The sequence below is a fragment of the Micromonospora inaquosa genome (genome assembly GCF_003857055.1).
GTDB lineage: Bacteria > Actinomycetota > Actinomycetes > Mycobacteriales > Micromonosporaceae > Micromonospora > Micromonospora inaquosa.
In genome coordinates this window covers 1-12,069 of the sequence record NZ_QGSZ01000200.1, presented here as the reverse complement: position 1 = coordinate 12,069, position 12,069 = coordinate 1, and the positions used below count along the sequence as shown (strand labels likewise).

13 protein-coding genes and 2 pseudogenes are annotated in these 12,069 nt (G+C 71.9%); 9 read left to right on the top strand and 6 right to left on the bottom strand.

Features of this window, described 5'->3' with window-relative positions; translation table 11 throughout:
• Positions 1-407: pseudogene (locus tag DLJ59_RS14170) on the bottom strand (hypothetical protein); the annotation flags it as partial.
• Between the two features lie 130 nt (positions 408-537).
• Here DLJ59_RS14170 and ndhC point away from each other — a divergent pair.
• The gene (ndhC, locus tag DLJ59_RS14165; protein WP_088986508.1) at positions 538-915 is read left to right on the top strand and encodes an NADH-quinone oxidoreductase subunit A; all 378 of its coding nucleotides are present in this window, start codon (positions 538-540) and stop codon (positions 913-915) included.
• A 67-nt stretch (positions 916-982) separates the two neighbouring features.
• Here ndhC and folP read toward each other — a convergent pair whose 3' ends face one another.
• Positions 983-1,852, bottom strand: coding sequence for a dihydropteroate synthase (gene folP, locus DLJ59_RS14160; protein ID WP_124772979.1), 870 nt, complete (start codon positions 1,850-1,852; stop codon positions 983-985).
• Positions 1,853-2,008: 156 nt separating this feature from the next.
• On the opposite strand from folP, the gene DLJ59_RS14155 reads away from it, so the two are divergent.
• The gene (locus tag DLJ59_RS14155; RefSeq protein ID WP_124772978.1) at positions 2,009-2,644 is read left to right on the top strand and encodes a DivIVA domain-containing protein; all 636 of its coding nucleotides are present in this window, start codon (positions 2,009-2,011) and stop codon (positions 2,642-2,644) included.
• On the top strand, positions 2,641-3,138 hold the full coding sequence (locus DLJ59_RS14150; protein ID WP_124772977.1) for an SRPBCC family protein: 498 nt from the start codon (positions 2,641-2,643) through the stop codon (positions 3,136-3,138). Before DLJ59_RS14155 ends, DLJ59_RS14150 begins: the two co-directional genes overlap by 4 nt.
• Here DLJ59_RS14150 and DLJ59_RS14145 read toward each other — a convergent pair.
• Positions 3,083-3,979: a sterol desaturase family protein gene (locus DLJ59_RS14145; protein WP_124772976.1), complete on the bottom strand. Its 897-nt coding sequence runs from the start codon at positions 3,977-3,979 to the stop codon at positions 3,083-3,085. The two genes, DLJ59_RS14150 and DLJ59_RS14145, sit on opposite strands and share 56 nt — an antisense overlap.
• Positions 3,980-4,113: 134 nt before the next feature.
• Here DLJ59_RS14145 and DLJ59_RS14140 point away from each other — a divergent pair, with 134 nt between their 5' ends.
• Both DLJ59_RS14140 and DLJ59_RS14135 read left to right on the top strand, forming a co-directional pair.
• Positions 4,114-4,695: a DNA-3-methyladenine glycosylase I gene (locus tag DLJ59_RS14140; protein WP_124772975.1), complete on the top strand. Its 582-nt coding sequence runs from the start codon at positions 4,114-4,116 to the stop codon at positions 4,693-4,695.
• A gap of 13 nt (positions 4,696-4,708) precedes the next feature.
• Complete coding sequence (locus DLJ59_RS14135) at positions 4,709-5,332, top strand: hypothetical protein (protein WP_124772974.1); 624 nt, start codon at positions 4,709-4,711, stop codon at positions 5,330-5,332.
• A gap of 9 nt (positions 5,333-5,341) precedes the next feature.
• Here DLJ59_RS14135 and DLJ59_RS14130 read toward each other — a convergent pair whose 3' ends face one another.
• Together DLJ59_RS14130 and DLJ59_RS14125 are read right to left on the bottom strand one after the other, a co-directional pair.
• Positions 5,342-6,133 (bottom strand): enoyl-CoA hydratase-related protein, encoded by a 792-nt coding sequence (locus tag DLJ59_RS14130; RefSeq protein WP_124772973.1) that lies wholly within the window; start codon positions 6,131-6,133, stop codon positions 5,342-5,344.
• Positions 6,134-6,137: 4 nt separating this feature from the next.
• Positions 6,138-6,956, bottom strand: coding sequence for a PaaX family transcriptional regulator (locus tag DLJ59_RS14125; protein WP_124772972.1), 819 nt, complete (start codon positions 6,954-6,956; stop codon positions 6,138-6,140).
• A 190-nt stretch (positions 6,957-7,146) separates the two neighbouring features.
• Here DLJ59_RS14125 and DLJ59_RS14120 point away from each other — a divergent pair, with 190 nt between their 5' ends.
• On the top strand, positions 7,147-7,314 hold the full coding sequence (locus tag DLJ59_RS14120) for a DUF3117 domain-containing protein (protein ID WP_007455245.1): 168 nt from the start codon (positions 7,147-7,149) through the stop codon (positions 7,312-7,314).
• A gap of 146 nt (positions 7,315-7,460) precedes the next feature.
• The gene (locus tag DLJ59_RS14115; RefSeq protein ID WP_124772971.1) at positions 7,461-8,936 is read left to right on the top strand and encodes a leucyl aminopeptidase family protein; all 1,476 of its coding nucleotides are present in this window, start codon (positions 7,461-7,463) and stop codon (positions 8,934-8,936) included.
• Between the two features lie 54 nt (positions 8,937-8,990).
• Here the strand turns inward: DLJ59_RS14115 and DLJ59_RS14110 are convergent, their stop codons facing one another.
• A complete protein-coding gene (locus tag DLJ59_RS14110; protein WP_124772981.1) occupies positions 8,991-9,560 on the bottom strand; it encodes an O-methyltransferase in 570 nt (189 codons plus the stop codon).
• Between the two features lie 593 nt (positions 9,561-10,153).
• Between DLJ59_RS14110 and DLJ59_RS14100 the strand changes: the two are divergent.
• Positions 10,154-11,398: pseudogene (locus tag DLJ59_RS14100) on the top strand (S1C family serine protease); the annotation flags it as partial.
• Positions 11,399-11,474: 76 nt separating this feature from the next.
• On the top strand, positions 11,475-11,897 hold the full coding sequence (locus tag DLJ59_RS14095) for a twin-arginine translocase TatA/TatE family subunit (protein WP_124772970.1): 423 nt from the start codon (positions 11,475-11,477) through the stop codon (positions 11,895-11,897).
• Positions 11,898-12,069 lie beyond the last annotated feature (172 nt).

The window sequence follows — 12,069 nt, the reverse complement described above, 5'->3', positions numbered from 1 at the left end:
GTCCGAGGCACCGGGGGAGCCGGGCTGGGCGGTCGGGTGGTGCGGCCCGGCGCGGGGGCGACGGTGGTTGGCACCGGGGGGACCTCCGGGGCGGTGGTGACCGGTGCCGGTGGCGTCGTCTCCGGTGGTGGCGCGGTGGTCTCCGGTGCCGGCTCGGTCGGCCCGGGTTCGCCGCCCGGCACCTCGGTCGGGGTGGGCTCCTCCGCCGGGGTGGTCGGGGGCACTTCCCCTCCCGGCTCGTTGATCGGGTCGGCCGAGGTGGCGACCGGGTCCGCGGCCGGTGTGGCCGCACTGGCCCAGGCCGGTCCCAGGGCGAGCGCCGCGAGCAGGCCGAGCGTGAGCGCCAGCAGGGGCGTGGAACGCCGCCCCTCCGCCCGGTTACCGGGCGATGCCTTCACGCGGGCCATCTGTCCTCCGGTGCCAGGGGTGGGTGTCCCATATTCGATAACAGTTGCCTCGGTGCACTAGTCCCATCCGGAAACAAATCCGTAACGTGTTAGGACCGGCCCGTCCGGGGCGGACGGTAGGCTGCCGACTGTGACTGGATACCTGGGCTCGTACGCGACGCTCGGGCTCCTGTTGCTCGCCAGCGTTCTCTTCTTCGTTACGGCGTTCTCCGCCAACCGGGTGTTACGCCCGGCGCGTCCGGCCGATCCGCCAGGCAAGCGGGCCAGCTACGAGTGCGGGCTCGATCCGGTCGGTGCCGACTGGGCGCAGATGCAGATCCGCTACTACGTGTACGCGTACCTGTACGTGCTGTTCGCGGTCGAGGCGGTGTTCCTCTTCCCGTGGGCGGTGGTCTTCGACCGGCCGGGCTTCGGTCTGGTGACGGTGGTGGAGATGGCGGTGTTCGTGGCGGTGCTCGCGCTCGGCATCCTCTACGCCTGGCGTAGGAACATCCTCCGCTGGACCTGAGCGCAACGACCTCCGGCGATCGTGTCGGTCTGTCCGGCCGGTCGAGGTCGGTTACGGCAACAACCGGTCAGGCGAGCCCTCGGCGGGTCGTCGTGGGCGGGCGGTCGCCTCGGATCGAGGCCACCATGTCCAGCACACGGCGGGTCGGGCCGACCTGGTGGGCCCGGAAGACCTGGGCGCCCAACCAGGCCGAGACCGCCGTCGCGGCGAGCGTCCCTTCCAGCCGTTCGGCCACCGGCAGATCCAACGTCTCACCTATGAAGTCCTTGTTGGAGAGCGCCACCAGCACCGGCCAGCCGGTTCCGGTCAGCTCGTCCAGTCGGCGGGTGATCTCCAGCGAGTGCCGGGTGTTCTTACCGAAGTCGTGCGCCGGGTCGATGAGGATGCCGTCCCGGCGTACCCCTGCCGCCACCGCGCGCTCGGCGAGCCCGGTCACCGTCGCCACCACGTCGGCGACCACGTCGGTGAAGGCGGCCCGGTGCGGCCTGGTCCGCGGCGTCAGGCCGCCAGCGTGCGAACAGACCAGCCCGGCGCCGGTCTGCGCGGCCACCTCCACCAGGGTCGGGTCGGCACCGGACCAGGTGTCGTTGAGGAGGTCGGCGCCGGCCGCCACGGCCTCCGTCGCCACCTCGGCCCGCCACGTGTCGATGGAGATCACCACCTGCGGAAACTCGGCCCGGACGGCGGCGATGGTGTCCACCGTGCGCCGGATCTCCTCGGTGACGCCGACCTCCGCACCGGGACCGGCCTTGACCCCGCCGATGTCGATGATGGCCGCGCCCTCGTCCACCGCCCGCTCCACGGCGCGCAGCGCGCTGTCGGCGGCGTAGGTGGCCCCCCGGTCGAAAAACGAATCCGGTGTGCGGTTGATGATCGCCATCACCACCAGCTCGCCGGCGGCGAACGTGTGCCCACCCAGCCGAAGCGCCCCGGCCATGCCCGCCTCCTGGAAGTTCGCGCCGTCGCCGCCGCGGCGGCCGATCCCGACGCTAGCCGGTCACCCGTCCGCCTTTCCGAGTGGGCGTCGGCGCCGATCGTGATTGGGGCGGGTGGCGGGGTCGCTCCGAACCGGCTGCCATGCCACGATCAGTACATGGGTCAGCTTCTGCTCCTCCTGGTCGTGGCGTTGACCGTCGCGGCGGTGATCTTCGGCGTGACGGTGCTGGTCAACGGCCGTGATCCCGGCCTGGTGCCGGCCGAGCCGGATTCGCAGGCCGTGGCGTTGCCGGGCACCCGCCCGTTACGCGAATCCGATGTGGGGGCGGTCCGTTTCGACACCGGGCTGCGCGGGTACCGGATGGACCAGGTCGATCAGGCGATGCGCCGTGCCGCCTACGACATCGGCTACAAGTCCGAGCTGATCGGCGTACTGGAGTCGGAGGTCATCGCGTTGCGTGAGGGCCGCACCGACGACGCGGACGTGCTGCGCCAGGCCCGCGAGCAGTCCACCAGCAAGGTGACGACCGCGGACGCGGCCGAGCCGGACAAGGCAGCCGAGCCGGACAAGGCGGTGCAGCCGGGTGAAGACGCGCCGTTGACCGACGAGGCCGGCTCGGCCCCGGTCGGCTCGACGGCCACCGGCCCGTTGCCCGCCGCCACCTCGTCCGCGGCGGACTCCGACGGCGTTGCGCCCGCCCTTGACGAGTCGCCCGATCGTGAGCAGACCGCCGCGGCACTCGCCGACGGCACCGAGCAGCGCGACGCGGTGGTTCGGTCGGAGTCGGCGTGACTCAGCCGGAGGGCGCCGACGATCTTCGGGAGGCGGCCCGACCCGGTGCCGGTGAGGTGACCGCCACGGTGATCGTCGACGCCCCGGCGGAGCGGGTCTTCGCCGGGCTGCTCGCCTGGGAACGTCAGTCGGACTGGATCCCGTTCACTCGCGTCCGGGTGGTCGAGGGCGACGGGCGCGAGGGCAGCCGGATCGAGGCGGTGACCGCGCTCGGTCGGGCGACGCTACGCGACGAGATGCGGGTGGTCCGGGTCGACGAGCCGTACGAGATCGGCGTGGTGCACCACGGCCAGCTGCTGCGCGGCCCAGGGGTGCTGCGCTGCACCCAGCTGGGCCGGGACCGCACCCAGGTCGTCTGGCACGAGTGGTTCCATCTGCCGGGCGGCCGGGCCGGTCGACTGGCGTGGCCGGTGCTCTGGCCCGGCTCCAAGCTCGGCCTCACCCAGGCACTGAAGAGGTTTGCCCGTCTGGTTGAGCAGGGCCGGCTGCCCTGACCGTGCGACCCGGTGCCGGCTGCCAGCCCGGTGCGCGGAAGAGATGCCCGGCGCGGTGCCGCCAGGTCACCGCCGCCCGTAGGTCCCGAGCGATCGAGGCGTACTCGTGGAAGGCCACCCGGACCGGGTTGTAGCTGCCGACGTTCTTGGTCAGGCCGTACACGCAGCGCTCCCGTTCCGGCGCGAACGACCTGAAGAGTCGGTCCCAGACGATCAGGATGCCGCCGAAGTTGCGGTCCAGGTAGCTGCCCTGCGACGCGTGGTGCACCCGGTGGTGCGACGGGGTGTTGAAGACCGCCTCGTACCAGCGCGGCATCTTCTCGATCCGCTCGGTGTGGATCCAGAACTGGTAGAGCAGGTTGACCGAGCCGCAGAACGCGACCACGGCCGGGTGTACGCCGGCCACGATCAGCGGGAGGTAGAACACCCAACTGGTCAGGCCGGTCCACGGCTGGCGCAGTGCGGTGGAGAGGTTGAAGCGCTGCGACGAGTGGTGCACCACGTGTGACGCCCAGAGAATGCGGATCACGTGGTGGCTGCGGTGCGACCAGTAGTAGCAGAGGTCCTGGGCGAGCAGGATCAGCGGCCAGGTCCACCAGAGCTCGGCGACCCGCAGCGGGGTGAGTGCGTACAGCAGCGCGTACGCGGCGGCGATCGGCACCTTCCAGAGCAGGTCGGCGAAGAGGCTGCCCAGCCCCATCGCCAGGCTGGTCGCGGTGTCGGCGCCGCCGTAGCCGACCTCGTCGTCGTCGCGGTGCAGCAGATAGGAGACCCGCTCCAGCACGATGAGCAGCACGAAGGCCGGGACCGACCAGGCAATGACGTCCGGGAACTCCTTCACCGTGGCCTCCGCTCGCCGTCACCGGGCGGGGCGCACCGCGGGTGACCCCGACCTACCGGTCGGTAACAAGCACCATAGGCAGCCGGGCGGCCGGTGGCAATGGGGTGTCGGACCAATGCCCTAGCGTGTACGAGGTGACTGACCTGGTGATCGGCGCTGATGGGTTGGCTCGCTGCGCCTGGGGGTCGAGCACCCCCGACTACGCCATCTACCACGACACTGAGTGGGGGCGGCCGCTGCACGGCGACGACGCGCTCTACGAGCGGATGACCCTGGAGGCGTTCCAGTCCGGGTTGTCCTGGCTGACCATCCTGCGCAAGCGTCCGGCGTTCCGGCTGGCCTTCGACGAGTTCCACCTCTCGACCGTCGCCCGCTACGACGACGCCGACGTGACCCGGCTCCTCGCCGACGCCGGCATCGTCCGCAACCGGGCCAAGATCGAGGCCGCGATCGCCAACGCCCGCGCCGCGTTGGAGCTGCCGGAGGGCCTGTCCGCGCTGCTCTGGTCCTTCGCGCCGGAGCCCCGGCCGGCTCGCCCCGCCTCGTTCGCCGAGCTCGCGCCGATCACCCCGGAGTCGACGGCGATGGCCAAGGCACTCAAGAAGCGCGGCTTCCGGTTCGTGGGTCCCACCACCGCGTACGCACTGATGCAGGCCACCGGAATGGTCGACGATCACATCGTCGGCTGTCACGTCACTGTGCCACCGGCGGCGTGATGAGATGGCAGACATGACGACCGAGACCGCGCACCGGGCCGGTGCGGCCGGCAACGCCGACGGAGTGGGCACCTGGGCCGTGCTGCTGCCCGCCGAGCGGTACGAGGCCGAGCGGCTCGTGCACCACGACACGCTGGAGCTGACCGGCCTGACCGACGTCCCCCGGCCGGGGCCGGGAGACCAGGTGGCGGTGCTGGTCGACGCGCCGCCACGGCTGGTGGCCCTCGGCCGGGTCAGCGCGCCGGGTCAACGCCACCGCGAAGACCCGGACGACCCGCAGTCCCCGGCCGAGCCGGTGACGCTCGTCGTCGCGTACACCCGACGAGCCTTCGACGAGCCGGTGCCGGCCGACCTGCTGACCCTCGACGGGCCGGTCACCGCACTGGAGCCGGCGGCCTTCCGGGCGCTGGCCGACCAGCTCGGCCCACCCCCGGCGCGGCGCACCTGGCTGGTCAGCCTCGACCTGCCGATCGAGGCCGGCACGCCCGCCGACGCGGTTCGGCTGTTCTGGTCCTACGTGCAGGAGCTGGGGCCTCGTGAGCTGCCCGCCTTCGTCTCGCCGGCCGGTGACGAGCTGGCCATGCAGGCGTTCGTGCTGGGCGAGCAGGCCAACCAGGACCCAGAAGAGGACGACTAGCGAAGCAGGTCAGCGGCCCTCGAAGACCGGCTTCTGCTTGGCGACGAAGGCGAGCGTGGCCGCCCGGTGGTCGGCGGTGGCGCCGCAGATCGACTGGGCCTGCGCCTCGGCGGCGAGAGCGTCGGCGAGGGTGCCGGCATCGGCGATGGAGAGCTGCCGCTTGATCGCCCCGTACGCGATGGTCGGGCCGGCGGCGAGGCGGGCGGCCAGTTCCTGGGCGACGGGCAACACCTGCTCGTCGTCGTCCGTCAACCGGTTGAGCAGACCCAGCCGGCAGGCCTCCTCGGCGCGGACCGGCTCGGCCAGCATCAGCAACTCCACCGCCTTGGCGTGGCCGACCAGTCGGGGCAACGTCCAGGAGGCGCCGGTGTCGGCGGCCAGACCGACCTTGGCGAAGGCCATCAGGAAGCTGGTGGTCGGACCACCGATGCGGATGTCGGCCAGGAACGCCAGCGACGCGCCGGCCCCGGCGGCCATCCCACGAACCGCGGCGACCACCGGCTTGGGTAGGTTGGCGAGCCGGGCGGCGATCGGGTTGTAGTGCGCCCGCACGGTGCCCAGCGGGTCGCTGGCGGAGTTTTCCAGGGTGGACACGTGCTCGCGCAGGTCCTGACCGGCGCTGAACGACCCGCCCGCCCCGGCCAGGACGACCGCGCGGCAGGACCGGTCGGTCTCCAACTCCGCCAGGGCGTCCCGCAGCGCCTCTTTCAGCGCCACGTCGAGCGCGTTCATCGCGTTCGGCCGGTTCAGCGTGAGAGTGACGACGGCGTCGGTCCGGTCGACCAGCAGCGGCTCGGTCACGTGTCTAACGACCCTTCTGTCGGACGATGCGGTTGCCGGCGTCGAGGCACTGCTCGACGTACCGGTCGGCGGCCGGACGCAGCCGGGCCGCGTGCCGGTCGAAGAAACTGGCGGCGGCGGTGCCAGGCCACCGCTCGGGCAGCAGTGCCGGGGGCAGCTGCGGATCTTGAAAGAGGAACGTACGCCACGCGTGCACGAGGCGGAACCGCGCCGCGTACGCCTCCTCGTCGGTGCTGCGAACGGTGACCGCGGAGAGCAGCGGGCGCTGGTCCGCGACGAACCGTTCGTAGGCGTGGCCGATGTCGGTCAGGTTCCAGGCTCGTCGGACCACCGCCATCGCGCCGGGGGTGCCGGAGTAGTGCGAGGCGGTGAACCGTTCGAACCGGATGCCGGTCTCGGCGAGGAGCAGATCGACGTCCTCGGCGGGGCGGGTGGCGACCCAGGTCTGCTCGTCGAGCGTCCCGTAGCCGAGGAAGCTCAGGTTGGCGGCGAGCCGCTGGCGGTCCCGTCGGGAGCCGGGGGCCTCCAACACGAGTAGATCGAATCTGCCGTCCCAGGTGACCCGGCCGGTCCGGTAGATCCGGGCGGCTGCCTCGTCGAGTCGCCGGGCGGCTTTCGGTGTGATCGAATATCCCGGTCCGGAGGCCAACCGGAGTGGCTCAAGCCAACCCTGGCGCACCATCCGGGACACGGCGGTGCGAACTGCCGGCGGCGCGATTCCCAGCGGCGCCAGCAGCTTGACCAGGGCAGCAACCGGTGCGCGGCCACCCCTGGGACGGAGGTGGTCGCCGTACAGGTCGAAGAGTGCCGACCGTGCCTGCATGACCGCACATTGTGACAGGCCTTCTCAAGATAAGCTAGATGCTGTTACATCAATGCTGCTCCGGTTTGGGTCCGGCGGTGTTCATCAGGGAAAATCGTTGGTCGACACCCCCGTGACCGTTGCGGGTGGTCGTGACGAAGTGGCTGTGGGGCAACCCACCGACCCTGGTGTAGGTCTGAGGGGAGACAACATGGCGGCGATGAAGCCGCGGACGGGCGACGGTCCGCTGGAAGTCACCAAGGAGGGGCGGGGCATCGTCATGCGGGTCCCGCTGGAGGGCGGTGGCCGGCTCGTCGTCGAGATGACTCCCGACGAGGCCAACGCGCTCGGTGACGCACTGAAGGCAGCGGCCGGCTGAGTAAGGAGTGCTCCGGGCGGCGTGAGCCGCCCGGACCGTTCTTCGGACCCTGAGCCACCGGAATCGCCGGTGGCTCAGGGTCTTCAACTCTGCGGACAGGTGGGTTCGCTTCCGTCCGCGACACTTTCCTGGAGGTACGGTTCCGCGTGCTCGCCATCCGCCTGATCGCCGAGCCCGACCGGCTCGACGCCCTCGTCCTGCCCGTCCGTCCCGCCGACTCGACGGCGGACGGTGACACCCCGGCCGAGCCCATGTCGACCGCCGTGGCGCCCCCGGACGGCACTGCCGACGAGGTCGCCGCGCTGGTTTCAGCGGCGCGACTGACGGGCCGAGCCGGCGAGATCCACACCCAGCTGCGCCCCGGGCGTACCCCCGGCCGGCTGCTGCTGCTCGGCATCGGTGACGGCGACGAGGCGGCCTGGCGGACGGCCGGCGCGGCCCTGGCCCGCTCCGCCGCCACTGAGACGCATATCACCATTTCGCTGCCGGCCGAGGTGAACCTGGCCGAGGTTCGCGGGTTGACCGAGGGTTTGCTGCTGGCCCCGTACCGATTCCGACTCACCGAGGCCGGCGACCGGCCGGCGCTCAGCGGCGTGGACCTGCTGCTCGCCGATCCAACCCGGTACGAGGACACCGTCACCACGGCCCGGACCACGGCCGCGATGACTTATCTCGCCCGGGACCTGACCAACACCCCCTCCTCGGTGAAGAACCCGCAGTGGTTCGCCGACCAGGTGGCCTCCGCCGCAGCTGATCTTCCGGACCTGCGACTGCGGGTCCGTGGCCCGGCCGAGTTGACCACCGAGGGCTTCGGCGGGATCCTCGCCGTCGGCGGTGGCTCCGCCAGCGGACCCCGGCTCGTCGAACTGGACTGGCACCCCGCCAACGCGCGTACGCACGTGGTGCTGATCGGCAAGGGCATCACCTTCGACACCGGCGGCATCTCGATCAAGCCGGTGGCGTCGATGAAGCTGATGCGCAAGGACATGGCCGGCGCGGCAGCTGTCGTCGCCGCCACCCTGGGCGCCGCCACGCTGCGGCTGCCCGTCCGGATCACCACGTTGGCTCCGCTCGCCGAGAACATGGTCAGCGGCTCGGCGTTCCGCCCCGGCGACGTCATCCGGCACTACGGCGGCACGACCAGTGAGACGACCAACTCCGACGCCGAGGGTCGGCTGGTCCTCGCCGACGCGCTGGCGTACGCGGTGCAGCAACTCAAACCGGACCTGCTGCTCGACCTGGCCACGCTCACCGGCGCGAACTCGGTGGCGTTGGGCAAGCGCACCGCCGCCCTGTACAGCGAGAACGACGAGCTGGCCGCCGGCGTGCTGGCGGCGGCCGAGGCAGCCGGCGAGTCCGCGTGGCGGATGCCACTGCACACCGACTACCTCGAGTACCTCGGCAGCGAGATCGCCGACCTCTACAGCGCACCGGCCCAGGGCGCCGGCTCGGTGCTGGCCGCGCTCTACCTGCGCGAGTTCACCGGCGACCTACGCGACCGCTGGCTGCACCTGGACATGTCGGCCCCGTCCTGGGCCGACGGCGACCAGGCCGAGGTCAGCCGCGGCGCCACCGGCTGGGGCGTCCGGTCGTTGCTCCGCTGGCTGGCCGACGTCAACTAGGACGTGGGTCAGAGCCTCGGCTCGACCGAGGCTCTGACCCGTCATGCGCCTGGGTCAGCACTTCACCGCGGCGAGCAGCCCGTGCCCGACCGGAAGCAGCGCGGGGATCCAGTGCTCCGACTCCCGGACCGCCTTGATCGTCTCGCGAACCGTCACCGTCTCCGCGTCCCGGGCGGCCGGGTCGCCGATCCGGCCGCTGGCCAGCACGCCGTTGAGCGCCAGCACGCCGCCCGGCCGCAACAGCCGCAGCGACGCCTCCACGCAGGCATGGAAGCCGGTCGCCTCCGCGTCCACGAAAACCAGGTCGTACGCACCGTCGGCGAGCCGGGGCAGCACGTCGAGCGCCCGACCGGTGATGATCCGCGTGCGCCCGGCCGCGAAGCCCGCCTCGGCGAAGATCCGCCGGGCGATCCGCTGGTGCTCCACCTCCACGTCGATCGTGGTGAGCACGCCGTCGGTGCGCATGCCGCGCAGCAACCAGACACCGCTCACCCCGGTGCCGGTGCCGATCTCCACCACCGCACGGGCATTACCGGCGGCGGCCAGCAGGCGCAGCGCCGCTCCGGCACCGGGAGTGACCGCGTCGAGGCCCACCTCGCGGGCCAGGCTACGGGCGGTACGCAGGACGAGATCCTCGGTGACGTACGACTCGGCGAACTGCTGAGCCTGCGTCGTCGAACTGCCGGAACCGGCGACCGTGGCGATGGGGCACCTCCGGGGGCGGTGCGTGGTGCGGGGGCGGGTTGGCACTGTGAGCGTAGAGGCGACCGTCGTGGGGCGCAGCCGCGCCTCCACCGGAAGCGATCACCGGGGCAACCGCTGACTGCGCCGCGTACATCCGTGCAATCCTGGAGGCGGTATCCCGTCAGCCGCGACCAGACCGGCCCGTGGCCGGGCGACGCGGCGCGGGATCCGGGGACGGACTGGGAGGCACCGACGTGACCGACGGCTGGGACTGGCGCCGGGGCGGTGAGACTCCGGATCCGGCGCGACCGCCCGGGGCAGGAGTCCCGCCGGTGGGGCCGACCATGCCGGGGGCTGACCGCGCGCCCCTCGCCTCACCGGCTGGCGGGCCGGCATCGAGCTGGCCGGCGTCTCCGGTTGGGCCGGCCGCCCCCGTCGGCCCGGCATCGGGCTGGCCGGCGTCTCCGGTTGGGCCGGTCAATCCCGTCGGATCAGCGTCTCCCGTCGGGCCGGCGTCTCCCGTCGGATCAGCGTCGAGTTGGCCGGCACCGGGCGCGGGCGGGCCCAACTCGGCCGACGCGTCGCCCTGGTGGTCGGACGCCCTCGCCGACCCGTGGCGGGACCCGGCGGCACCGACCGCGGTGGTGGTGCCCGGGGTGGTGGCCCCCGGCACCGAGCCCGAGCCGGTCACCGACCCCGACGCGCCAGGCCGGCCGACACTGCGCCACCTGCTGCTCATCCCCGTGATCACCGCGCTCCTGGCCGGCACCCTCGGCGGTGCGCTGGGCTACGCGTTCGCGGTGCGCGGCGGGGCTGGTGCTGCGGTCCTCGGCGGTGCGCCCGCAGAGGTGCCGGCACTGGCGCAGCGCAAACCCGAGTCGCTGGCCGGGGTCGCCGAACGGGTCCTGCCCAGCGTGGTCACCGTACGGGTGAGCAGCCTCGGCGGCACCAGTGAGGGCTCCGGGTTCATTGCCACCGCCGACGGTCATGTGATCACGAACGACCACGTGGTGGCCGGCGGCAGCGGCAAGGCCTCGGTGGTCTTCAGCGACGGCAGCACCGCGCCGGCGACCATCGTCGGGCAGGACGCGGAGTCGGACATCGCCGTGATCAAGGTGAGTCGTCCCGGGTTGCGACCTGTGGAGTTCGGCGACTCCGACGCGTTGGCGGTCGGCGACCCCGTGCTCGCCATCGGCTCGCCGTTGTCGCTGGCCAACACGGTGACCGCCGGCATCGTGAGTGCGCTGGACCGGACGATGCAGGCCGGCGAGCCGGGCGGCCCGGTGCGTTACTACGCAGCCATCCAGACCGATGCGGCGGTCAATCACGGCAACTCGGGTGGCCCACTGGTCGACGGCGCCGGCCGGGTGGTCGGGGTGAACTCCACAATCAAGTCCCTTGTCGCCGAGGGGCAGGAGGCGGGCAACATCGGGCTCGCCTTCGCCATCCCGATCAACCAGGCCAAGCGGGTGACCCAGGACATCATCGGCACCGGCAAGGCTCGGCGTACCGTGATCGGCGCCCGGGCGGACGGCCCGGCCGGGGTTGTCGGGGGTGGCCTACGGCTGGCCGAGGTGGAGCCGTCCGGCCCTGCCGACGGTGCCGGGTTGAAGGTCGGCGACGTGATCCTCAAGATCAATGGGCGGCCGATGACCGAGCCGACGGACCTCACCGCGTTGGTCCGCAAGTACGCGCCGGGCTCGGTCGTGACCGTCGAGTATCGGCGGGGTTCCGCCCGGCAGAACACCTCGGTAACTCTCGCCGCGGACGCGAAGTGAACAGCGGCTCACCCCTTGCCCGAAAGCCGTCCGGCGTGCGTAGTCTTGCTGCTGACGCCGAGAGGAGGCCCGCGGGATGCTCGACAACCTGAACTGGTGGGAGATCGGTGCGCTGCTGCTCCTGGCGCTGCTGATCTTCGGCGACCGGCTCCCCGCCGTGATCACCGACGGCCTGCGATTGGTGCGCAACCTGCGCAACATGGCCCGCAACGCCACCGGCGACCTGAGCCGTGAGCTGGGCACCGACATTCAGCTGGAAGACCTGCACCCGAAGGCGTTCATCCGCAAGCACCTCCTCAGCGAGGAGGACGAGGCGGCGATCCGTAAGCCGTTGCAGGGCGTCTACGACAACCTGCGTGCGGACGTCAGCGGCGTACACGACGACCTGAAGGACGTGGCCAACGCCGCCGACCTGCGGTCGAACGGGAACCGCTCCGGCACGGCCACCAGCAGCCCTTCGACGCCGGCCCCCCGCGTCAGCTACGACGACGCCACCTGAGGGACCCGTACCTGCCCGGCTGGCGCCCCCGCTGGCCGGACCCGGCCGGCGGGTGCCCGCCTGGCACGGAGCTTGTTCTGATCAACTCGGGTTTCAGGAAGTCGGCCATTCAATCGGCCTGGAATACCGCGACTTCCGGAAACCCGAGTTGACCATGCCCGCCGCCCGCCGC

Bases quoted from the DNA above. Each gene is read 5' to 3' on its own strand.
- folP (WP_124772979.1), bottom strand. From the start codon at position 1,852: ATGGCCGGGGCGCTTCGGCTGGGTGGGCACACGTTCGCCGCCGGCGAG.
- DLJ59_RS14155 (WP_124772978.1), top strand. From the start codon at position 2,009: ATGGGTCAGCTTCTGCTCCTCCTGGTCGTGGCGTTGACCGTCGCGGCG.
- DLJ59_RS14135 (WP_124772974.1), top strand. From the start codon at position 4,709: ATGACGACCGAGACCGCGCACCGGGCCGGTGCGGCCGGCAACGCCGAC.
- DLJ59_RS14125 (WP_124772972.1), bottom strand. From the start codon at position 6,956: ATGCAGGCACGGTCGGCACTCTTCGACCTGTACGGCGACCACCTCCGT.
- DLJ59_RS14120 (WP_007455245.1), top strand. From the start codon at position 7,147: ATGGCGGCGATGAAGCCGCGGACGGGCGACGGTCCGCTGGAAGTCACC.
- DLJ59_RS14095 (WP_124772970.1), top strand. From the start codon at position 11,475: ATGCTCGACAACCTGAACTGGTGGGAGATCGGTGCGCTGCTGCTCCTG.